Origin of the sequence: Planobispora rosea, from assembly GCF_014648175.1 — a bacterium.
Lineage (GTDB): Bacteria > Actinomycetota > Actinomycetes > Streptosporangiales > Streptosporangiaceae > Planobispora > Planobispora rosea.
Window position 1 is genome coordinate 40,419 of the sequence record NZ_BMQP01000048.1, and the last position, 21,021, is coordinate 61,439.

General features: G+C 72.1%; 19 protein-coding genes. 9 read left to right on the forward strand and 10 right to left on the reverse strand.

The features are described 5' to 3' along the window. Positions 1-56 precede the first annotated feature (56 nt). The 3 genes from IEZ08_RS33150 to IEZ08_RS33160 form a co-directional block, all read right to left on the reverse strand. On the reverse strand, positions 57-695 hold the full coding sequence (locus IEZ08_RS33150) for a response regulator (protein WP_229803788.1): 639 nt from the start codon (positions 693-695) through the stop codon (positions 57-59). Between the two features lie 107 nt (positions 696-802). Further along, positions 803-1,996 (reverse strand): sensor histidine kinase, encoded by a 1,194-nt coding sequence (locus IEZ08_RS33155; RefSeq protein ID WP_084779589.1) that lies wholly within the window; start codon positions 1,994-1,996, stop codon positions 803-805. Positions 1,997-2,030: 34 nt separating this feature from the next. After that, positions 2,031-2,441 carry a MerR family transcriptional regulator gene (locus IEZ08_RS33160; RefSeq protein ID WP_068921444.1) on the reverse strand — a complete coding sequence of 137 codons (411 nt, stop codon included), beginning with the start codon at positions 2,439-2,441 and terminating at the stop codon, positions 2,031-2,033. A gap of 102 nt (positions 2,442-2,543) precedes the next feature. Between IEZ08_RS33160 and ahcY the strand changes: the two genes are divergently transcribed. Continuing rightward, positions 2,544-3,971 carry an adenosylhomocysteinase gene (ahcY, locus tag IEZ08_RS33165; protein WP_068921445.1) on the forward strand — a complete coding sequence of 476 codons (1,428 nt, stop codon included), beginning with the start codon at positions 2,544-2,546 and terminating at the stop codon, positions 3,969-3,971. A 97-nt stretch (positions 3,972-4,068) separates the two neighbouring features. Continuing rightward, complete coding sequence (locus IEZ08_RS33170) at positions 4,069-5,310, forward strand: adenosylhomocysteinase (protein WP_068921446.1); 1,242 nt, start codon at positions 4,069-4,071, stop codon at positions 5,308-5,310. Between the two features lie 29 nt (positions 5,311-5,339). Here IEZ08_RS33170 and IEZ08_RS33175 read toward each other — a convergent pair whose 3' ends face one another. Beyond that, a complete protein-coding gene (locus IEZ08_RS33175) occupies positions 5,340-5,996 on the reverse strand; it encodes a DUF305 domain-containing protein (RefSeq protein ID WP_068921447.1) in 657 nt (218 codons plus the stop codon). Between the two features lie 351 nt (positions 5,997-6,347). On the opposite strand from IEZ08_RS33175, the gene IEZ08_RS33180 reads away from it, so the two are divergent. After that, entirely contained in the window at positions 6,348-7,700 is a 1,353-nt protein-coding gene (locus tag IEZ08_RS33180) for an LVIVD repeat-containing protein (RefSeq protein WP_068928394.1), read from the forward strand. A gap of 122 nt (positions 7,701-7,822) precedes the next feature. On the opposite strand, the gene IEZ08_RS33185 is transcribed toward IEZ08_RS33180, so the two are convergent. Beyond that, positions 7,823-8,749 (reverse strand): RDD family protein, encoded by a 927-nt coding sequence (locus IEZ08_RS33185; protein ID WP_229803778.1) that lies wholly within the window; start codon positions 8,747-8,749, stop codon positions 7,823-7,825. An 80-nt stretch (positions 8,750-8,829) separates the two neighbouring features. Here IEZ08_RS33185 and IEZ08_RS33190 point away from each other — a divergent pair, with 80 nt between their 5' ends. From IEZ08_RS33190 to IEZ08_RS33200, 3 genes are all read left to right on the forward strand, one after another. Then, entirely contained in the window at positions 8,830-9,822 is a 993-nt protein-coding gene (locus IEZ08_RS33190; RefSeq protein WP_068921449.1) for a stage II sporulation protein M, read from the forward strand. A 137-nt stretch (positions 9,823-9,959) separates the two neighbouring features. Further along, positions 9,960-10,235, forward strand: coding sequence for a type II toxin-antitoxin system RelE/ParE family toxin (locus tag IEZ08_RS33195; protein ID WP_068921450.1), 276 nt, complete (start codon positions 9,960-9,962; stop codon positions 10,233-10,235). Continuing rightward, positions 10,232-10,600, forward strand: coding sequence for a helix-turn-helix domain-containing protein (locus IEZ08_RS33200; RefSeq protein WP_068921451.1), 369 nt, complete (start codon positions 10,232-10,234; stop codon positions 10,598-10,600). Before IEZ08_RS33195 ends, IEZ08_RS33200 begins: the two co-directional genes overlap by 4 nt. A gap of 60 nt (positions 10,601-10,660) precedes the next feature. On the opposite strand, the gene IEZ08_RS33205 is transcribed toward IEZ08_RS33200, so the two are convergent. From IEZ08_RS33205 to IEZ08_RS33225, 5 genes are read right to left on the reverse strand one after another with little or no spacing between them, the layout of a single operon-like run. Then, complete coding sequence (locus IEZ08_RS33205; protein ID WP_189243736.1) at positions 10,661-11,983, reverse strand: DUF58 domain-containing protein; 1,323 nt, start codon at positions 11,981-11,983, stop codon at positions 10,661-10,663. Further along, on the reverse strand, positions 11,983-13,011 hold the full coding sequence (locus tag IEZ08_RS33210; RefSeq protein ID WP_189243740.1) for an AAA family ATPase: 1,029 nt from the start codon (positions 13,009-13,011) through the stop codon (positions 11,983-11,985). The genes IEZ08_RS33205 and IEZ08_RS33210 overlap by 1 nt, the downstream gene beginning before the upstream one ends. 52 nt (positions 13,012-13,063) lie before the next feature. Further along, positions 13,064-14,314: a DUF4350 domain-containing protein gene (locus IEZ08_RS33215; protein WP_229803782.1), complete on the reverse strand. Its 1,251-nt coding sequence runs from the start codon at positions 14,312-14,314 to the stop codon at positions 13,064-13,066. Continuing rightward, entirely contained in the window at positions 14,311-14,940 is a 630-nt protein-coding gene (locus tag IEZ08_RS33220; RefSeq protein ID WP_229803784.1) for a DUF4129 domain-containing protein, read from the reverse strand. Before IEZ08_RS33220 ends, IEZ08_RS33215 begins: the two co-directional genes overlap by 4 nt. Further along, complete coding sequence (locus tag IEZ08_RS33225) at positions 14,937-16,352, reverse strand: DUF7847 domain-containing protein (RefSeq protein ID WP_189243737.1); 1,416 nt, start codon at positions 16,350-16,352, stop codon at positions 14,937-14,939. The genes IEZ08_RS33220 and IEZ08_RS33225 overlap by 4 nt, the downstream gene beginning before the upstream one ends. 341 nt (positions 16,353-16,693) lie before the next feature. Between IEZ08_RS33225 and mtrA the strand changes: the two genes are divergently transcribed. The 3 genes from mtrA to IEZ08_RS33240 are packed head-to-tail and all read left to right on the forward strand — an operon-like array spanning position 16,694 to position 20,950. Next, complete coding sequence (gene mtrA / locus IEZ08_RS33230; protein ID WP_030509347.1) at positions 16,694-17,371, forward strand: MtrAB system response regulator MtrA; 678 nt, start codon at positions 16,694-16,696, stop codon at positions 17,369-17,371. Positions 17,372-17,409: 38 nt separating this feature from the next. Then, positions 17,410-19,149: an MtrAB system histidine kinase MtrB gene (gene mtrB / locus IEZ08_RS33235; RefSeq protein ID WP_068921454.1), complete on the forward strand. Its 1,740-nt coding sequence runs from the start codon at positions 17,410-17,412 to the stop codon at positions 19,147-19,149. Continuing rightward, positions 19,139-20,950: an LpqB family beta-propeller domain-containing protein gene (locus tag IEZ08_RS33240; protein ID WP_141703603.1), complete on the forward strand. Its 1,812-nt coding sequence runs from the start codon at positions 19,139-19,141 to the stop codon at positions 20,948-20,950. Before mtrB ends, IEZ08_RS33240 begins: the two co-directional genes overlap by 11 nt. The last annotated feature ends 71 nt before the right edge of the window (positions 20,951-21,021 follow it).

Below are 21,021 nucleotides of genomic sequence, written 5' to 3' on the forward strand. Positions count from 1 at the left end.
GCGCCGGGCGGCGGCTCGGGGCGCGGCGGCTCAGGGCGTGCGGCGGCTCGGGGCGCTCAGGGACGCGGCACGATGAGGCCGGTCTCGTAGGCGTGGATCACCGCCTGGGTGCGGTCGCGCAGGCCGAGCTTGGCCAGCAGCCGGGCGACGTGGGTCTTCACCGTGTGCTCGGTGACCACCAGCGCGGCGGCGATCTCGGCATTGGACAGGCCCTGGGCGATCAGCCGGAGCACCTCGACCTCACGCGGGGTCAGCGAACCGCTGTCCGCCCGGGGCCGCCGCTGCCGGGCGAACTCCGCGATCAGCCGCCGGGTGATCTTCGGGGCGAGCAGCGCGTCGCCCCGGGCCACCGTACGGACCGCCTCGGCCAGGTCGTTCGCCCGGACGTCCTTGAGCAGGAACCCGCTCGCCCCCGCGGTGAGCGCGTCATACACGTAGTCGTCCAGGTCGAACGTGGTGATCATGATGATCCTGGTCGCCTCGGTCTCCAGGATCCTGCGGGCCGCCTCGATCCCGCCCATCTCCGGCATCCGGATGTCCAGCAGGGCGACGTCCGGACGGGTGTCCCGGGCCAGCAGCACGGCCTGCGCGCCGTCCGGGGCGGTGCCCACCACGGTGATGTCGGGCTGGGCGTCGAGCACCGCCGCGAACCCGCGCAGCACGATCGGCTGATCGTCGGCGACGAGCACGCGGATCGGACCGCCCGCAGTCGCGGGCCTGACGTCCGCGCTCGCCCCGGGGGCCGTCCCGGGAGTTCTGGGGCGGTCGGCGGCGGATCCGGCCGGAGAACGGTCTGCGGCGGTCATTCGAGAGGGAGCCCCGTCTGGATCAGGAAGCCGCCGTTCGGGCCCGCTCCGGCGGTGAACCAGCCGCCGAGGGCGAGCGCCCGCTCGCGCATGCCGACCAGCCCGTGCCCGCCGTCGGGCTCCCCGGCCTTCTCGGCGGGGCCGGGGCCGTTGTCGGCGATGCGCAGGACCAGCAGGCCCGGGCGGTAGGCCAGCTCGATGGAGACGCGGGCCCCCGGCGCGTGCACGCGGGCGTTGGTCAGCGCCTCCTGAATGATCCGGTAGGCCGAGACGTCCACGGCCTGCGGCACCTCGACCGGCTCGCCGACCACGTCCAGGTCGACCTCGCCGTCGTGCTGCGCGATCAGCTCGGGAAGCCGGGCCAGCCCCGGTTGCGGCGCGGTCTCCGGGGCGGAGGGGATGTCGGCGCGGAGCACGCCGAGCAGGCGGCGCATCTCGGTGAGGGTGCCGCGGGCGCTGGCCGCGATCTCGGCGAACTCCTGTTTCGCCCGCTCGTCGAGGCCGGGGAGGGTGTAGGGCGCGGTCTCGGCCTGGACGGCGACCATCGAGATCGAGTGGGCCACGATGTCGTGCATCTCCCTGGCGATCCTCGCCCGCTCGGCCATCGCCGCCTGCTCGCGCAGGGCCTCCAGGTTGTCCGCCCGCACCTCCTTGATCTCCGTACGGCTCCGCCGCACGTCCGCCACGAGCGCCGTCGCCAGGAGCGCGCCCGGCAGGACGACCAGGATGAGGCCATGGTCCCGCAGGTACCAGGACGAGGACGAGAACGGGTCCGAGGCGAAGAGCAGGAAAGCTGCGACGGCGGCGACGAGGAGCGCGCCGATGCCCGCGGTCAGGACCCAGGCGACCCCGCGGCTGAGCCGGCGCAGGATCGTGTAGAAGGAGATGACACCTGAGATCGTGACGGCGACGGGCGGGATGTTCACGCCCGCCAGCACCAGCCCGACGGCCCCGATGAAGGTCAGCGTGACGGCCAGCCACGGCTGGGACCGGCGGATCGCCAGCGGGGCCGTGGCCAGCACGGCGGGCAGGGTGGCCGGGGCCGAGTGGTCCGCTGCGACCTCCAGAAACGCGGCCACCGTGAGGACGGCCGCCACGACGAGGTTGGTGAGCGGCGAGGCGATGACACGCCCGAGGTCGAAGGCGGCCAGCTCCTCTTCGGCCCGGCTCAGCTTGGTGGTGACGTTCATGGATGAATCCTCCCGATCCCGGTGGAAGCTGTCGTCACTCCCAAGAGCGATCCGGCGGGCGGCGGTCCGCGTGGCCGGCGGGTTCGGCGCCGTGACCGGGCCGGGCCGGGCCGGTGCGGCCCTGGAGCAGGCGCAGGGCCTTCTCCTTCTCGAAGTCCAGGGCGCGGCGCGGGGCCTGCAGGCGGCCGATCCGCAGCCCCAGGTCCCGTACGGCCTGCGCGACGGCGGGCTCGCTCAGCACGCGCAGGGCGAAGGCCAGTTCGCCGGGGGAGATGTCGAAGCGCCGTTCCAGCTCCACGCCCTGGGCCACGGCCGACAGCTCCTCGGGGCCGAAGCGGCGGTGCGCCCCCTGCTCGCGCACCGGGGGGAGCAGGCCCAGCGACTCGCGGTACCGCAGCATCCGGGGGGACATGCCCAGCCGCTTCGCGGCCTCGGTGATTCGCATTCTGACAATTCTATGTCAGTTTAGGCCCCGGAATTGTGCGCCGGGTGGTCCGGCGAGTCTAGACTCGCATGCGTCGACTTCCGGGTAGAGGGGTAACCACACATGGACTTCAAGGTCGCCGACCTTTCGCTTGCGGCCTTCGGGCGCAGGGAGATCCAGCTCGCCGAGCACGAGATGCCCGGTCTGATGGCCATCCGCAAGGAGTACGCCGCCGCGCAGCCGCTGGCCGGGGCGAAGATCATGGGCTCGCTGCACATGACCATCCAGACCGCCGTGCTCATCGAGACGCTGGTCGCGCTCGGCGCCGAGGTCCGCTGGGTGAGCTGCAACATCTTCTCCACCCAGGACCACGCGGCCGCGGCCGTCGTCGTCGGCCCCGAGGGCACCGTCGACGACCCCAAGGGCGTCCCGGTCTTCGCCTGGAAGGGCGAGACCCTGGAGGAGTACTGGTGGTGCACCGAGCAGGCCCTCACCTGGCCGGGCGGCGACGGCCCCAACATGATCCTCGACGACGGCGGCGACGCCACCCTCCTCGTCCACAAGGGCGCCGAGTACGAGAAGGCCGGCGCCGTCCCGAGCGCCGCCGAGGACGACCCGGAGGAGTGGAAGATCATCCTCGATCTGCTCCGCCGTACGGTCTCCGAAGAGAAGAAGTGGACCGAGATCGCCTCGCGTATCAAGGGCGTCACCGAGGAGACCACCACCGGTGTCCACCGCCTGTACGAGATGTTCAAGGCCGGCACGCTGCTCTTCCCGGCGATCAACGTCAACGACTCGGTGACCAAGTCGAAGTTCGACAACAAGTACGGCTGCCGCCACTCGGTCATCGACGGCCTCAACCGCGCCACCGACGTGCTGATCGGCGGCAAGGTCGCGGTCGTGTGCGGCTACGGCGACGTCGGCAAGGGCTGCGCCGACGCGCTGCGGGGTCAGGGCGCCCGCGTGATCGTCACCGAGATCGACCCGATCTGCGCGCTCCAGGCCGCGATGGACGGCTTCCAGGTCACCACCCTGGAGGACGTCGTCGAGATCGCCGACATCTTCGTCACCACGACCGGCAACTTCAACATCATCACGGCCGAGCACATGGGCCGGATGAAGCACAACGCCATCGTGTCCAACATCGGCCACTTCGACAACGAGATCGACATGGCCGGTCTGGCGAAGATCCCCGGCATCGTCAAGCAGGAGGTCAAGCCGCAGGTCCACACCTGGACCTTCCCCGACGGCCACGCCATCATCGTGCTCGCCGAGGGCCGCCTGATGAACCTGGGCTGCGCCACCGGCCACCCGTCGTTCGTCATGTCCAACTCGTTCACCAACCAGGTGATCGCTCAGATCGAGCTGTTCACCAAGACCGAGGACTACCCGATCGGCGTCTACGTGCTGCCCAAGCACCTGGACGAGAAGGTGGCCCGCCTCCACCTCGACGCGCTGGGCGTGAAGCTCACCGAGCTCACCAAGGCCCAGGCCGACTACATCGGCGTCCCGGTCGAGGGCCCCTACAAGCCCGACCACTACCGCTACTGAGCCGTAGCCGGCATCGGACCGCAATCACGCCGGGGCCCTCGCAGACCTGCGAGGGCCTTCGGCCTATCAGAGGGCTGCAGGGCCGTAGGGAGACGACGTGGACGACGCGCTGCGGGAGGCCGGGGAACGCCGGATCGACTGGGCGACGCGGGCGATGCCGGTGCTCACCGCGATCGGGGCGCGGTTCGCGGCCGACCGGCCGCTGGAGGGTCTGCGGATCGCCGCCTGCCTGCACGTGACCGCGGAGACCGCGGTGCTGATGGGCGCCCTGCGGGCCGGGGGCGCGCAGATCGCGCTGGCCGCCTCGAACCCCCTGTCCACCCAGGACGACGTCGCCGAGGCGCTGGGCGACTACGGGATCGCCGTCCACGCGCGGGCGGGGGTCGACCGGGAGACTTACTACCGGCACATCCACCGGGCGCTCGACATCGCCCCGCAGATCGTCCTGGACGACGGCTGCGATCTGGTGAACATCCTGCACACCGAGCGGACCGAGCTGCTCGACGGGGTCGCCGGGGGGTGCGAGGAGACCACGACCGGCATCATCCGGCTCCGGCAGATGGCCGCGGAGAAGGCGCTGCGGTTCCCGATGGTCGCGGTCAACGACACCCGCACCAAGCGGATGTTCGACAACCGGTACGGCACCGGCCAGTCCACCCTGGACGGCATCATGCGCGCCACCAACACCCTGCTGGCGGGCAAGACCGTGGTGGTCGCCGGGTTCGGCTACTGCGGCCGGGGCGTGGCCGAGCGGGCCAGGGGGCTGGGCGCCCGGGTGGTGATCACCGAGATCGACCCGGTCAAGGCCCTGGACGCCTCGCTCCAGGGCTACGAGGTGCGGCCGATGGCCGGGGCCGCGTCCCTGGGGGACGTGTTCGTCACGGTCACCGGGAACCGGGACGTGATCAGGGGTGAGCACCTGGCCGCGATGAAGGACGGTGCGATCCTGGCCAACGCGGGCCACTTCGACGTCGAGATCGACGTGCGCGCCCTGGACGAACTGGCGCAGGCCGTCCACCGCGGGGTGCGCCCGAACACCGACGAGTACGTCCTCGCCGACGGCCGCCGGCTCCTGCTGCTGGCCGAGGGACGCCTGGTCAACCTGACGGCCGCGGAGGGGCACCCGGCCGCGGTCATGGACATGTCCTTCTCCGCGCAGGCGCTGGCGGTGGCGTGGCTGGCCCGGGAGCACCCGCGGCCGGAGCCCGGCGTCTACGACGTCCCGGAGGAGGTGGACGTGGAGGTGGCGCGCCTGAAACTGGCGGCGACCGGGATCGAGGTGGACGAGCTGACCGGCGAGCAGGAGCGGTATCTCCACTCCTGGCGGGCGGGGTCGTAGCCGCTCGCCGGGCCGTTCCCCGGGGCGGCTCAGAGCGCCGCCTGCATCCTGAGCATGCGGCGGATCTCGGCGGCCTGGGTGGAGGCGACGTCGTTGGCGAGTTCCCAGATCTTGATGTCCGACCCGCCGGTGAGGACCTGCTGGGACATCGTGATCGCACCCTGGTGGTGGGCGATCATCAGCTGGAGGAAGAGCCGGTCGAAGCCCTCGCCCGAGGCGGCCTTCAGCGCCTCCAACTGCTCGGGGGTGGCCATTCCGGGCATGCTCCCGTGCCCGGCGTGGTGGTCCGGCACCCGCTGTTCCCGCTGCTGCAGCCAGGAGGTCATGTACTGGATCTCCGGGGCCTGGGCGTCCTTGATGCGGGAGGCGAGCCCCTTCAGCTCCGCCGTCCGGGCCCGGGAGGGGGCCAGCAGGGCCATGTCCAGGGCCTGCCGATGATGGACGATCATGTCCTGGACGTACTTCACGTCCGCGGCGTTGACGGCCGGGGTGGGCACGAGCGTGGCGGCCTCCTCGGGGGCGGCCGTCCGCGCGGGTTCGCCGGGCCTGCCGGGGACGATGATCGGCGCGGTGGACCCGGTGGCGGAGCGGCGCCCGGGCTCGGCGCTGCAGGCGGACAGGGACAGGGCGAGGGCCGCGGTGAGAGTCAGGGCGGTGATGGACACGGGGATGAGCGCCGCGCGCACCCGGCCTCCTTCGGGGGTGGGGTCCGTGCCCAGCAACCTAACCCCGGAGGATCCGGCGGGTAAAGACGGGGGACGCACAAGCTTTCGCGGCGGGAGACGCCTGGCCGCGAGCATGATCTCCACCAGGGCGTCCGCCCGCCCGAAGGAAGATCATCTTCTGGTTTGCCGTCAACCCTATAGCTCTCAGTTGTCAGGGTAAAGACGTCAAAGTAGATGTTTCCCCTTACAGGGTGATGTCTGGCCGATTTGACCGATGGGACTGACAATTTGGGTCGTTTCTGCGTGCCTTCTTCTCGCTCTCTCAGGAGGCTCCGAGTGCTCACCCCTCGAAGAATCGGCCGTACGCTCATCATGGCGGTGGCCGCAGTCGCGCTACTCGCGCCCGCCGTACAGGCGTTGACGGCGGAGATCCCGCCGCCGGACCAGATCGTCACCAGCCCCAACGTCACCCACGTGAAGACGGTGCCCAAGCCCGACGGGCTGACGACCACCATCAACACCGACATCGCCTTCCAGGACGGCTACGCCTACGTCGGCAACTACGGCGGCTTCGCCATCTACGACATCCGCAACCCGAAGCAGGCCCAGGTCGTCAGCACCGTGGTCTGCCCCGGCTCGCAGATGGACGTGTCGGTCTACGGCGACCTCCTCTTCGGCGCCGTCGACTCCTCCCGCAACAACGACTCCTGCAGCAGCACCGGGCAGGACGCCTCGATCAAGGAGTCGTGGGAGGGCGTCCGGATCTTCGACATCAGCGACAAGGCCAACCCGAAGTACATCAAGTCCGTCGAGACCAACTGCGGCTCGCACACCCTGACCCTGGTCCCGGGCAAGGGCTCGGACCGGCGGCGCAACGTCTACCTGTACGTCTCCTCCTACCGGCCGGCCGCCAACTTCCCGGACTGCCAGCCACCGCATGACAAGATCTCCGTCATCAAGGTGCCGCTCAGGAACCCGGAGGCCGCGGCCGTCGTGGCCACCCCGGTGGTCTTCCCCGACGGGGGCAACGAGACCCAGCCGGGCCTGCTGCTGCCCACCAGCGGCTGCCACGACATCACCGTCTACGCCGAGAAGAACATCGCCGCCGGTGCCTGCATGGGCGACGGCGTGCTCTTCGACATCTCCGACCGGCTGAACCCGGTGGTGACCGCCCGCGTCACCGACCCGAACTTCGCGTTCTGGCACTCGGCGACGTTCAACAACTCCGCCACCAAGGTCGTCTTCACCGACGAGCTCGGCGGCGGCTCCGGCGCCACCTGCAACGAGGCCACCGGCCCGAACCGCGGCGCCGACGCCATCTACGACATCGTCGAGGGCCAGCTCGTCTTCAAGAGCTACTTCAAGATCTCCCGTCACCAGGCCGACAACGAGAACTGCGTCGCCCACAACGGCTCGCTCATCCCGGTCAAGGGCAAGGACATCATGGCCCAGGCCTGGTACCAGGGCGGCGTGTCGATCTGGGACTTCACCGACTCGGCCAACCCGAGGGAGATCGGGTTCTTCGAGCGCGGACCGGAGACCACCCCCGGCGGGGGCGGCATCTGGTCGGCCTACTACTACAACGGTCACATCTACGGCAGCGACTTCCACAAGGGACTCGACGTCATAAAGATCAATGACAGACTCACCGATCCGGCCCGCTGGGTCCGGATGGACCGGCTGAACGTGCAGACCCAGGAATCCTTCCACGGCCGCCACTGGTAACCGGTCACGCGGAATGTGAGGGATGACGAGGGGGCGGCGGGATTCCCGCCGCCCCCTCGGCGTGCCCGCCGCCGGGGAGACGGGCGGGAGGAACGGAATGGCTCAGGCCGGAAACGAGAGGCTCAGGCCGGAGGGGTGAAACCTCCGCCCGCGGGGCCGTGCGGCCGAGGCGCGGGGCCGTTCGGCTGGGACGCGGCGGCGTAGGGCTGGGCGGCGGCGTAGCCCTGATGGGGCCGGGGCGCGGCGGTGTGGGGCTGGGCGGGGAGGTACGGCGCCGCGGCCGGGGTGGTGGCGCGGGCCGCGGCGCGGCGCAGCAGCCGCTGCAGATGGCGCTCGCGGCGCTCGGCCAGGACGGCTGAGAGGTAGGCGTGCGGCGGCACGCCCGGCGGCGGGGGCGGGGCGACGAACGCGGTCATCCGGGCCGCGATGCGCGTCCCCATCTCGTGCTGGACGGCGGGGGACAGGTCGCGCCAGCGCGCGAGGTACTGCCGGGCGGTGTGGATCAGCTCCTCCGGCAGCTGGGACAGCTCCAGCGTCGCCGCCCACCCGGCCAGCTGCGGCGGCATCTGCGGGGGCGGGCCGGCGTTCCGCGGACCGCGCTCGGAGATCACCATCGTCCCGGCGAAGACGTCGCCGAGCCGCTTGCCCTTGGGGGAGATGAGCGAGCAGATGACGGCCGGGCCGCCGCTGAGCGTGTAGATCTCCACGAATCCCGACAGCGCCCGGAACAGCGCCTGCCGGAACAACTCGGGGCTGCCGTCGTCTCCGACCACCCGCAGCCCGCAGGCGATCTTGCCCAGCGTGCGCCCGCGGGTCAGCGTCTCCGTCAGCACCGGATACCCGACGAACACCAGCACGGTGAACAGGATCAGGAGCGCTGTCAGCAGCGCGGGGTCCACGACGGTGATGGTGTTGGACAGGAGGAGGTAGATGGCGATCATCGACCCCGTCTGGACGAGGAAGTCGAGCAGGAAGGCGGCCGCCCGGATCGGCAACTGCGCGATCTGCACATCGACGACGACCGCGTCACCGGTTACCAGATCGGACACACCACCGACCCTACCGCCTGCCGCCGACCGGTAGGGATGCCGCGTGGCGGTTTCCGGAGCGCGGACAATAGGCTCGGGACGTGGACATCGACGCATTCGTGACCGCCCATCAGCCGACGTGGGACCGCCTGGAGCAGCTGGTGAAGCGGCGCCGGTCACTCGACGGGGCCGAGATCGACGAGCTGGTCGAGCTCTACCAGCGGGTCGCGACGCATCTGTCCATCGTGCGCTCGTCGTCACGTGACCCGCTGCTGGTCGGACGGCTCTCGTCCCTGGTGGCCAGGGCACGCTCGGCCGTCACCGGGGCGCACGCCCCCGCCTGGCGGGAGTTCGTCCGATTCTGGACGGTCTCCTTCCCCGTCGTCGCCTACCGGGCCTGGCGCTGGTGGCTGGGGGCGACGCTCGCCTCGACGGCGGTCGCCGTGGCCATGGGGGCGTGGCTGGTGAGCAGCCCCGAGGCGCAGGCGGCCGTCGGCACCCCCGAGGAGATCCGCCAGCTCGTCGAGCACGACTTCGCCGACTACTACAGCGAGAACCCCGCGGGCTCCTTCGCCGCCCAGGTGTGGGTGAACAACGCCTGGGTGGCGGCGCAGGCCATCGCGTCCGCGATCCTGCTGGGCCTTCCCATCCTGTACATCCTGCTGCTGAACGCGGTCAACGTCGGGGTCACCGGGGGCGTGATGGTCGCGGCGGGCAAGGGTGACGTCTTCTTCGGGCTGATCACCCCGCACGGGCTGCTGGAGCTCACCGCCGTGTTCCTCGCGGCCGGGGCGGGCCTGCGGCTGGGCTGGGCCGCGATCGACCCGGGGCCGCGACCGCGCGGGCAGGTCCTGGCCGAGCAGGGACGCGCGATCGTGAGCGTCGCCCTCGGCCTGGTCGCCGTGCTGCTCGTCTCGGGCCTGATCGAGGCGCTGGTCACCCCCTCCCCGCTGCCGACCTGGGCGCGCATCGGCATCGGGGTCGTCGCCGAGGCCGTCTTCATCGCCTACGTCGTGTACTTCGGCCGCCGGGCCGCCCGGGAGGGCGAGAGCGGCGACGTGGAGCGGGCCCCCGACGTCGTCCCCGCCGCCTGACGCCGTCCCACTCCCGCCCCTTCGCCTGGTGGCGGGCTGAGGGGAGCGGATCGATCCTGCGGGTGCCGTAGAGCCCATGGACCGTACCTGGCTCTGTGTCCTCGACACCTCGCTATATCGATTTTTGTATAGTCGGCATGCTCGCCTCCCAGGCGACCACCCTCGGTGAGCCGTACTCCCGCCACCTCGGCGGCAGAGTCCGCGAACTGCGCTTCAACCTGGACGGCAGCGCCGTCCGCATCACCTACTGGCTCGCCCCCGGACAACGGATCGTGCTCCTCACGGTGTTCCGCAAGACCCGGCAGCACGAGGAAGCGGAGATCGAGCGGGCACGACAGACGCAGAAGGCGTGCGAAGCCGAACACGGCCCCGCCGCGCACGCCTACGACCGGGCAGAGGAGTCGAAATCATGAACCACTCCCAGTGGAAGACCCGACGGACCAGGAGGCTCCTGGGGGAGACGGTCGAGGAATCTCCCGCCTACGTGGAGGCCGGATACGCTCTGGCACTCGGGCAGGCCGTCTACGACCGCCGGACCGCTCTCGGTCTCTCCCAGACCGAGCTGGCCCGCCGGGCGGGCATGACCCAGCCGCAGATCTCCACCATCGAAGGCGGTGACTCCGTCCCCACCCTGGCCCTGCTGACCCGCCTCGCCGGGGCTCTGGACGCCTCCCTGAGCATCCGGCTGGACGACGGCGACGCGGCTTTCGTCTTCACCCCGCACCACCGTCCCCAGCCGGATGAGACATCCACCGGCGGCCACTCTTCGGCGGCCTGAGCCGTACGGCACCCTCCGCGCCGCCCGAGCTGTCCGCTCTGCGGAGTGGCCGCCGTACGGTCAGAGCCGGCCGGCGGCCTTCAGGGCCAGGTAGGCGTCGGCGAGGGCCGGGGCGAGCTGTTCCGGGAGGGCGTCGACGACCTCGACGCCGTGCTGCCGCAGCCGCGCCGTCATCCGCCGCCGCCCGCTCCGCAGGTACTCGGCGGCGGCCGCGTCGTAGACCTTCTCCGGCGTGTCCCTGCCCTCGGCCATGGCGGTGATCCGCGGGTCGGAGACCGCGGCGAGCAGCACCAGATGCCGGGAGGCGAGCTGCGGGAGCACCGGGAGCAGGCCCTCCTCCAGCGCCGCCGGGTTCAGGTCGGTGAGCACCACCACCAGGCAGCGGTGCGCCGCCCTGGCCAGGATCGCCGCGACCATGCCCTCGGCGTCGGCCTCGACCAGCTCCGCCTCGATCGGAGCCATGGCGTTCACCAGGACCGAGAGCAGCTCGGTCCGGGACGCGCCGGACACCCAGGCGCGGACGGTCCGGTCGTGGGCGAGGAAGTCCACCCGGTCCCCGGCCCGGGCCGCCAGCGCGGCCAGCAGCAGGGCCGCGTCCATCGACCAGTCGAGCCGCGGCCAGCCGGACGGGTCGCCGGAGGCCGGGTCCACCCCGACGCGCCCCGCCGAGGTGCGGCTGGTGTCGAGCACGATCAGCACGCGCCGGTCCCGCTCCGGACGCCAGGTCCGCACCACGACGTCGTGGCGCCTGGCCGTCGCCCGCCAGTCGATGGAGCGCACGTCGTCACCGGCCACGTACTCCCGCAGGGAGTCGAACTCGGTGCCCTGCCCCCGGATCAGGACGGGGTTGCGGCCCTCCAGCTCGCGCAGCCGGGAGAGCTTGGCGGGCAGGTGGGTCCGGCTCAGGAACGGCGGCAGCACCCGCACCGTCCACGGCACGGTGTGCGAGCCCTGCCGCGCGGCCAGGCCCAGCGGGCCCACCGAGCGGACGGTGACCGCGGCGGACTCCCGGTCGCCCCGCCGTGACGGGACCAGCGTGGTGACCACCCGGCGGCGCTCGCCGGCGGGAACGTCCAGGGCCTGGTGCCGGGGCTGCGCGCGGGCGCTGGGGGGCCAGGCGTCCCTGATGAGCCCGCGCACCCGCCGGCGTCCGGGGTTCGCCACGGTCAGCGTCACCCGCACCGTGTCGCCGAGCCGTACCCTGTGCTCTCCCGAGCGCTCCAGCCGCAGCTCGCGGACGCTGCCGGCGAGCAGCAGGTCCACCACGACCAGCGCCGCCAGGACCAGCAGCAGCCCGGCCACGGCGAGGCCCGGCCTGGGGGCGAACAGCACCACGATCGCGCTCAGGGCCGCCACCAGCCCCGTGCGTCCGGTGAGTGCCATCAGCGCGGGACGGGGACGGCGGTGAGGATGCCGTCGAGGACGCCGTCGGGGGTGGCTCCTTCCAGCTCGGCCTCCGGGCGGAGCTGGATCCGGTGCCGGAGCGCGGGCAGCACCAGCGCCTTGATGTCGTCCGGGGTGACGTAGCCGCGGCCGGAGAGCCACGCCCAGGCACGGGCGGCGCCCAGGAGCGCGGTGGCGCCTCGCGGGGAGACGCCCATGCGCAGCGACGGCGACTGGCGGGTGGCCCGGGCGATGTCCACGACGTACCCGAGGACCTCCGGGCCCACGTGGACCCGGGCGACCGCGGCGCGGCCCACGGCCAGATCCTCGGCCGAGGTCACGGCCTTGACGTGGGACAGGTCCCTGGGGTCGAACCCGAGGGCGTGCCGCTCCAGCACCGCGATCTCCTGCTCGCGCGAGGGCAGGGGCACGCTGAGCTTCAGCAGGAACCGGTCGAGCTGGGCCTCGGGGAGCTGGTAGGTGCCCTCGTACTCGATCGGGTTCTGGGTGGCGGCCACGATGAACGGGTCGGGCAGCTTGCGGGCGGCGCCCTCGACGCTGACCTGCCGCTCCTCCATGGCCTCCAGCAGGGCGGCCTGCGTCTTGGGCGGGGTGCGGTTGATCTCGTCGGCGAGCAGCAGGTTGGTGAAGACCGGTCCCTCGTGGAACTCGAACTCCGCGGTCTTCGCGTCGTAGACCAGCGAGCCCGTCACGTCGCCCGGCATCAGGTCCGGCGTGAACTGCACACGTTTGAAATCCATGGACAGCGCGGCGGCCATCGTGCGCACCAGCAGGGTCTTGGCCACGCCGGGGACGCCTTCGAGCAGCACGTGGCCCCGGCAGAGCAGGGCGATCACCAGACCGGTGACCACGGCGTCCTGGCCGACGACGGCCTTGGCGACCTCGGCGCGCAACGCCCCCAGCGAGGCGCGGGCCCCGTCGCCCGCCGGGTCCGGCTCCGCGCCGGGCGCGCGGCCGGGGTAGGCGATGGTCTGCTGGAGGGCGGGATCGGACCCCGGACCGGGCATGTTCACGGGGCCCCCACCCCGGCGGAACCGTACCCGACGATGGTGTGCTCGATCACGAGTCTCGTACCTGCCTTTCGAGGATGTCGAGGTCTCCGGCCAGCGCCACGAGCCCCGCGTCGTCCAGGGGCGCCGCACCGTACAGTACGGCCCCCGCCTGCTGAGCATCTTGCCCCGTCCGCGTGGCGACGGCCGCCACGACCCCCGCGGGCGTGATCTCCCCCGCCAGCCCGAGGCGCGGCACGATCCGCTCCAGCGCCGCGGACCGCAGGGCCGCCGCCGCGCGGTCGCGGGCCTTGCGGGACCGGTAGAGGCGTCCCCGCCCCTCCGCGGTCTCGGACGCGCGCACGACGACCGGCAGCCGCTCGGCCACGACCGGGCCGAGCCTGCGGCCCCGCCAGAGCGCCACCAGGAGGGCGGCGACCAGCAGGTGCAGGGCGGCCCAGCCGATCCCGGCGGGGAGCAGGTCCTGCAGGGACGCCCGCTCGCCGCTCCCCTGGATCTGCGGCACCGAGGGCACCAGCCAGACCACCACCGGGCGGCTCCCGGCCAGGTTCATGGCGAGGGCGGCGTCACCGTCCCCGGCCAGCCGCCGGTTGGTCATGAACTCGCCGGAACCGAGGACGGTGACCGTCCTGCCGTCGGCGGTGCCGGAGATCAGGCTGCCGTTGTAGCAGCCGGTCCAGCCCTGGGGCGGGTTGTAGGAGATTCCGCCGATCATGGCGGTGCCCGCCTTCACGGCGGCCGGGATCCGGCATTCGGGGGCCCGCGACTTCACGTCCGTCAGCGCCCCGGCCGAGACGCCGGGGGCGAGCTCCTGCAGGGCCTGGGTCACGGGCTCGACGAGCAGCCGGTCGCCGGGCAGCGAGGCGATCTCCCGCAGCAGGCTCTCCTCGGCGAGGAACTCGGTCCGGCCCACCAGCAGCAGCGAGCCGGGGACGGCCTGGGCGCGGGCTTCCCCGGCGGTGCGCGCGGGCCGTACGTCGACTCCCTGGTCACGCAGGAGCTGGACCAGGGCGTGCGCGCCGCCGGGGGTGGTGGCCTCGGGGTCGAGATAGCCGCCGGGGCGGGGCTGGGAGAGCAGGACGGTCGCCGTGGCGATCAGGATCATGGCTGCCAGGACGCCCAGCACCCCTCGCCAGCGCCGCCAGATGTCCGCCGTCCGCGGGGACGCGGGCCTGCTCGCCGCGGCGTCGCCGGCCGGCGGGACGGGGACGCCCGCCGCGGCGGGAGAGCCCGCGGCGCCGGTCGAGGAGGAGGGCGCGGCGCCGGTCGACGGGGACGGCGCGGGCGCGTCAGGGATCACGCGGGTCCTCCCGCCGGCACGGGCCTGGCCTGGCGGAGGCGTTCGTCGAGGCCGGCCAGGTGCCGGTAGCCCTCGGCGGTGCCCGGCAGATCGCCGTAGGTGACGTCGTCGAAGAGCCGGGCTCCCCGCAGCAGCTCACCGGCGAACACGGGCAGCGCCCGGCCGGCCTCGGCCGCCAGCTCGTCCGCGGTACGGCCGGGCGCCTGCTCGACGACGGCACGGTCCTCCAGGTCGCGGGCGATCGCCCGCAGGCGCTCCCTGATCGCCTCCGCCCACTCCTGCCGCGCGGCGTGGGCCTCGGCGGCGGCGCGGTGCTCGGCCGCCGTGCGGACCCGCGCGCCGAACAGCTCGCCGGCCCGTCCGCCCGCGCGTGTGCGGGTGGCCCTGCGCGCCATCACCAGGACGGGTACGGCCACGCCGATGATGAGCAGCACCAGCAGGAGGACCGAGAACCACCCGCCGGGCAGCCCGGAGGCGGCGTCGATCAGGTCGTTCAGCCAGTCACGGGCACTCTGGAGGAGCCGGTCCCACCACGACTCCTTCGGGTAGATCGGCTTGGCCAGCTCGCGGACCGCCGCCTCCCGGGCGGCGTCCCGGGCGATGTCGACCGGAACGTCGGAGATCACTGGGGCCAGGCTCCGGGGCCGTGGGGCGGGTGGCCGTAGCCGTGGGGGTGACCGCCCGCGGCGTGGGAGGGGTGCCACAGGTCTTCGGGGGCCGCGCCGTGGACGCCGCGCTGGCGGTCCGTGGCGGCCGTCTGGAGCGCGAGGTCGAACGCCTCGGCGCGCATCCGGCGGTCGGTGTAGAGCAGCGCGTTGACGGCGGCGGAGAAGGGATTGGTGATCGTCCCGGCGATGATGCTGCCCAGCGCGCCCACGATGAGGGAGACCGTGAGCCCCGCCTGGAGCTCCGCGAGGTCGGTGGGCTCGGTCAGGCCGCCCAGGAGGGTGAACGGGACGGCCACGGCGGTGCCGACCAGCCAGACGATGATCGCGGTGAGGAGCAGGATGCCGAAGACCCGCCAGAAGTCGCCCTTGACCAGCCGGAACGACCTGCCGATGGCGGTGAACACGCCGGCCCGCTCCAGCACGATCACCGGCCCGGCGAGGCTGAGCTTGGTGTAGAGGAACACCGCGCCGGCGATGCCGCCGATGACGAGGACGAAGCCCGCCACGGCGACGAGTCCGCCGGGCGCGCCGGCCACGCCGAGGAGCACGACCAGGAGGATCGCGACGATCATGAAGCCGAAGACCATGACCGCCTGGAGCAGCGCCAGGCCCAGCAGCGGGAGGACGCGGCTCGCGGTGCGCCGCCACGCCTCCCCGATGGAGATGGACTCGCCGAACACGGCCCGGCCCAGCACGCTGGTCAGCATGCCGCTCAGCACCACGATCGAGATCATCTGGAAGACGGCGGCGACCATGGTTCCCGCGAGGAAGCCGCCGAGGGCCCCGAAGAGCTCCGAGGGGTCGTCCACGGCGGTCGGCGACACGGCGACGTCCACGAACGCGCCGAGGGCCGGGATCTGGACGAGCAGCGTGACGACCTGGGTCACCAGGGTCACCAGCGCCGCCAGGCCGAGGGTGGCCGCGGGGTTGCTCCGGATGAACTGGACCGCGCCGTTGTAGATGTCACCCAGGTTGAGCGGCCGCAGGGGGATGATGCCGGGCTTGAGCACGGGCGGGCCGCCGTAGGCCGGGGCCCCGTAGCCGTACGGGCCGGGCTGCCCGTAGGGACCGGGCTGGCCGCCGTAGGGACCGGGCTGGCCGTAGGGACCGGGCTGGCCGCCGTAGGGCTGCTGGCCGTAGGGACCGGGCTGCTGGCCGTAGGGATCGGACGGCGCGCCGTACGGACCGGGCTGGCCGCCGTAGCCCGGCTGGCCGCCGTAGGGCTGCTGGCCGTACGGCTGCTGGGGAGATCCGGGAGGGGGCGCTCCTGCGGAGCCGGGCGTGGCCCATGAAGCCGGTCCGCCGTGCGACGGAGGCTGATCGGACGCCCAGCCGGGTGTGTCGGGGCTGGAACCGTGGCCGTCTGACATATCCCAATCCTGGCATGAGAGCGCGCGGATCGGGCTGTTCGGGGAGGCATGTCAGGGTTCCAAGCGCGGGGACGGATGGAAAGCCCCGGTGGGGATGGCCGGGATACCGCTGTTTACCGCAGACTGTGACGGTGGCCACCTTCGGCCCGGCGCCCGGTCCGCCGCGGCCGGAAGCGGCCATTCGGGGGCGTCGCCGCATGTTTCACGGCGCGCGGGCCTAAAATTCGGCACCCGAGCGCCGATCACAGGAGTGTGTCATCCGGTGGTCGAGCAAGGGTAACCTTCAGTAATCATGCGGTTTGCCGTGAAAATCCCTAGCTGCGTAAAACGAATGAGGGGCCATGAAAGGACGCGTGCTGGTCGTCGATGACGACGCCGCTCTCGCCGAGATGCTCGGCATCGTGCTGCGCGGAGAGGGCTTCGAACCTTCCTTCGTGTCCGACGGGGACAAGGCGCTCGACGCGTTCCGCGACACCCGGCCGGACCTGGTCCTGCTCGATCTGATGCTGCCCGGCGCCGACGGCATCGACGTGTGCCGCAGGATCCGCGCCGAGTCCGGCGTCCCCATCGTGATGCTGACCGCCAAGAGCGACACCATCGACGTGGTGCTCGGCCTGGAGTCCGGGGCCGACGACTACATCGTCAAGCCGTTCAAGCCGAAGGAGCTCGTGGCCCGGGTCCGCGCGCGGCTGCGCCGTACCGACGAGCCGACGCCCGAGATCCTGCAGATCGGCGACATCACCATCGACGTCGCCGGGCACTCGGTCAAGCGCGGCGAGGAGACCATCAACCTCACCCCGCTGGAGTTCGACCTGCTGGTGGCGCTCGCGCGCAAGCCCCGCCAGGTCTTCACCCGCGAGGTCCTGCTGGAGCAGGTCTGGGGCTACCGGCACGCGGCCGACACGCGCCTGGTCAACGTGCACGTCCAGCGGCTCCGCGCCAAGATCGAGAAGGACCCGGAGCACCCGGAGATCGTGGTGACGGTCCGCGGTGTGGGCTACAAGGCCGGACCGGCCTGAGCCGTCCGTCTCCCCCCGGAAACCCCCCGGAAACCGACATGCCTCCTGCGAAGCAGCGCCGTCGTACCCCGCGCCAGCTGGTGCGGGGAGTACGGCGACGGACCCGGCGCGCGGCCGGTCGGTTGCGCCGGGCCTTCTGGCGTTCCCTCCAGCTCCGCGTGGTCACCAGCACGATGGTCGTCTCCATGGCGGTGGTCGCGGTGCTGGGCGTCTTCCTCGACCAGCAGATCAACACGTCCGTGCTCAACGCCCGGCTGCGCGCCGCGATGAGCGAGGCGCAGGCCGACCGCATCGCGGTGCTCGGCTTCCTGAGCCAGCCGGCCGGCGAGCCCGCCAAGCAGTCCGGTGACGCCGGCAAGTCCCTGCAGAGCGGCGGGGACAGCCCGCTCAGCCAGGCGACCACGGCCCTGGCGAACCGGGCGGGTTCCGCCAGCCGCTACTCGGTGATCATCTGTAACCGGAAGCTGCCGGGCGCCTGCTTCGGCACCACGAACATCGACGAGCGCGCCGTGACGGACAAGATGCGCGCCGACGTGGTGAAGCAGGAACCGGGAAAGAACAGCCTCTGGTACGGCGACCTCCACTACAAGGGCGGCTCCGAGCCGATCCCGGGGCTGGTGCTCGGCGCGCGCCTGGACACCACCGGCGCCCCCCAGGTCCACAACGAGTACGAGATCTACCACCTGATCCCGCTGAACGAGGAGGAGAAGACCCTCAACGCCGTCCGGCAGATGCTCGTGGTCGTCGGCGTCGCCCTGGTGCTGCTGCTCGCCGCGATCGCCTCGCTGGTCACCCGCCAGGTGGTCACCCCGGTACGGCTGACGCGGCAGGCCGCCGAGCGGCTGGCCGCCGGGCGGCTGGACGAGCGGCTCAAGGTGCGCGGCGAGGACGACCTCGCCCGCCTGGCCGCCTCCTTCAACGAGATGGCCGCCAACCTGGCACTGAAGATCCACCAACTGGAGGAGCTCTCCCAGGTCCAGCGGCAGTTCGTCTCCGACGTCTCGCACGAGCTGCGCACCCCCCTGACCACCGTCCGGATGGCCGCCGACCTGCTCTACGACGCCCGCGAGGACTTCGACCCGATGGCCGCGCGTTCGGCGGAGCTGATGCAGAACCAGTTGGAGAGGTTCGAGTCGATGCTCGCCGACCTGCTGGAGATCAGCCGCTACGACGCGGGCGCCGCGACGCTCGACATCGACTCGGTCGACATCAGGGACGTGGTGCTGCGCGCCGTCGCCGACTCGGAGGCGCTGGCCGAGCGCCACTCCACCCGCTTCGACCTGCGCCTGCCGGGCGAGCCCTGCATGGCGGAGGTAGACAGCCGCCGGGTCGAGCGCATCCTGCGCAACCTGCTGTTCAACGCGATCGAGCACGGTGAGGGGCGGGACATCGTGGTCTCGGTCGGCGCGGACCGGGACGCCGTGGCGGTGGCCGTACGGGATCACGGGGTGGGCCTGAAGCCGGGTGAGGAGAACATGGTCTTCGACCGGTTCTGGCGGGCCGACCCGTCCCGGGCGCGGACCATCGGCGGGACCGGCCTCGGCCTGGCCATCTCCCGCGAGGACGCGATGCTGCACGGCGGCTGGCTCCAGGCGTGGGGGATGCCCGGCGAGGGGTCGCAGTTCCGGCTCTCGCTGCCCCGGGTGGCCGGGGCGGAGCTGCGCGGCTCGCCGCTGCCGCTGGTCCCGCCGGAGGTGGAGATGCGGCGGACGTGGAGGGGGCAGATGACGCCGGTGCTGACACCGGCGGCGGTCGACGGGGGACACGATGCGGACTAGGACGGTGCGGAGCGTGCGGGCCGCGGGCCTGGCCCTCGCGCTGGTCTGCGGGGGTACGGCCTGCTCGGTCATCCCGACCGGGGCCAGCCGGGCGGTGACGGTGGACGACGTGGGCAGGGAGGACCCGCTCGACCCGCCGTACGCCCGCGTGATCGCCATGCCGCCGAACCCCGACTGGCGTCCCGAGCAGGTCGTCATGGGCTTCCAGGCCGCGATGGCGAGCGTCGACGACCCCTCGTACGCGGTCGCGCGCCAGTACCTCACCGGCGCCTACGCCAAGGAGTGGAACCCCGACAGCGGCGTGACGGTCTACCAGCCGAGCACGACCGGCGACGACGGGGGCGACGACGTGGACGACGGCGACACGGAGGCCCGGATCACGCTCAAGGGCACCGTGGTCGCGACGATCAAGGACCGGGGTCTGTACCGGCCGAGCGACGGCCCGCTGGACGAGCCCTTCACCCTCGTCAAGGAGGAGGGGAAGGGATGGCGGATCAGCGCGGGCCCGGACGGGCTCCTGCTGTCGGAGCCCGACGTCAAGCGCGCCTACCGCCTGGTGGACCTGTACTTCCTGGACTCCAGGCGTGAGGGCCTGGTGATCGAGCAGGTCCAGGTCCCCCTCAACCCGGCCTCCACCTTCGCCAAGGCGGTCGTCGAGCGGCTGCTCGAAGGCCCGAGCGCCTCGCTGCAGGGCGCCGTCCGCACCGCCTTCGCGGACGGCACCCGCCTCATCGACGTGACCACCGTGGACAACCGCGTCGTCGTCAACCTGACCAAGGGCGTCTCCTCCGACAACGTGGCCGCGATGTCCGCCCAGCTCGCGGGGACGCTCTCCGGGATCGCCGGCGGGTCGAGCTTCGAGGTGCGGATCCACGGCGAGCCGTACTACTCCTCCGACCGTCCGCTGGGGATCGACGCCCAGCAGCAGCTGAAGTTCGACCCGTGGATGGCCCCGGGCAACATCCGCCCGTTCTATCTCCAGGACGGCCTCCTGCGGCAGCTGGGCAAGGACAACGTCGGCGTGGCGGTGCCCGGCGAGGCGGGCGGGAAGAACGGCTCGTTCACCCACCCGGCCGTCAGCGGGCACAACCTCCGGCAGGTGGCGGCGCTGTCCGAGAACCGCGACGGCATCTCCGTCGCCCCGCTGCTCCCCGACGGCAAGTGGACGCAGTGGGTCACGGGCAAGGACCTCACCCCGCCCTCCTGGGACCGCTACCACTCGATGTGGACCGTGAGCCGGCCCTCCCCCCAGACCTCGGTGGTGCTGCGGCACTACTACGACGAGGCCAAGCACGAGGTCAAGCAGTTCCGGGTGGCCGCCGCCGAACTGAACACGGTCGACGTCACCGCGCTCAAGGTCGCCCGGGACGGCGTGCACGTCGCGGTGGCGACCCGGAACGCGCAGGGCGACGAGGAAGTCAAGATCGGCACCGTCATCGGCGCGGGGGCCGACAGCCGCATCGACAACCTGCAGACGGTGGTCCACCCCGAGGACAAGCGGACGATCACGGACATCGCCTGGAAGGACGGGAAGACCCTCTACGTCCTCACCGGCAAGTCCGAGCTCCTGGAGGCCTCGCTGACCGCCGCGCCGGCGTCCCAGGTCGCCTACCCCCGGTTGCAGAGCATCACCGCCCTGGACGACTACCTGCTCGCCGGGGCCAAGGACGACGAGGACAACCAGCAGGTCCTCTACTGGAACGCGACCGCCGCCAAGTGGGAGCCCTGGATCAGGGACGAGAGCGGCGCCGTCGCCTTCACCGCCGGCGGTCCGTCCTTCCCCGTCTTCCCCCTGGGCTGAGGGGAACCGGATCCCGCCCGGCGGGATCCGGCGGCCGGCCCTCGGGTTCCCGGGATTGTCGGTGGTACCTG

What these genes read in the sequence shown, in the direction of transcription:
- IEZ08_RS33155 (WP_084779589.1), bottom strand. Translation starts at nt 1,996, where the DNA reads ATGAACGTCACCACCAAGCTGAGCCGGGCCGAAGAGGAGCTGGCCGCC.
- IEZ08_RS33160 (WP_068921444.1), bottom strand. Translation starts at nt 2,441, where the DNA reads ATGCGAATCACCGAGGCCGCGAAGCGGCTGGGCATGTCCCCCCGGATG.
- ahcY (WP_068921445.1), top strand. Translation starts at nt 2,544, where the DNA reads ATGGACTTCAAGGTCGCCGACCTTTCGCTTGCGGCCTTCGGGCGCAGG.
- IEZ08_RS33180 (WP_068928394.1), top strand. Translation starts at nt 6,348, where the DNA reads ATGGCGGTGGCCGCAGTCGCGCTACTCGCGCCCGCCGTACAGGCGTTG.
- IEZ08_RS33195 (WP_068921450.1), top strand. Translation starts at nt 9,960, where the DNA reads ATGCTCGCCTCCCAGGCGACCACCCTCGGTGAGCCGTACTCCCGCCAC.
- IEZ08_RS33200 (WP_068921451.1), top strand. Translation starts at nt 10,232, where the DNA reads ATGAACCACTCCCAGTGGAAGACCCGACGGACCAGGAGGCTCCTGGGG.
- IEZ08_RS33205 (WP_189243736.1), bottom strand. Translation starts at nt 11,983, where the DNA reads ATGGCACTCACCGGACGCACGGGGCTGGTGGCGGCCCTGAGCGCGATC.
- IEZ08_RS33210 (WP_189243740.1), bottom strand. Translation starts at nt 13,011, where the DNA reads ATGCCCGGTCCGGGGTCCGATCCCGCCCTCCAGCAGACCATCGCCTAC.
- IEZ08_RS33225 (WP_189243737.1), bottom strand. Translation starts at nt 16,352, where the DNA reads ATGTCAGACGGCCACGGTTCCAGCCCCGACACACCCGGCTGGGCGTCC.
- mtrA (WP_030509347.1), top strand. Translation starts at nt 16,694, where the DNA reads ATGAAAGGACGCGTGCTGGTCGTCGATGACGACGCCGCTCTCGCCGAG.
- mtrB (WP_068921454.1), top strand. Translation starts at nt 17,410, where the DNA reads ATGCCTCCTGCGAAGCAGCGCCGTCGTACCCCGCGCCAGCTGGTGCGG.
- IEZ08_RS33240 (WP_141703603.1), top strand. Translation starts at nt 19,139, where the DNA reads ATGCGGACTAGGACGGTGCGGAGCGTGCGGGCCGCGGGCCTGGCCCTC.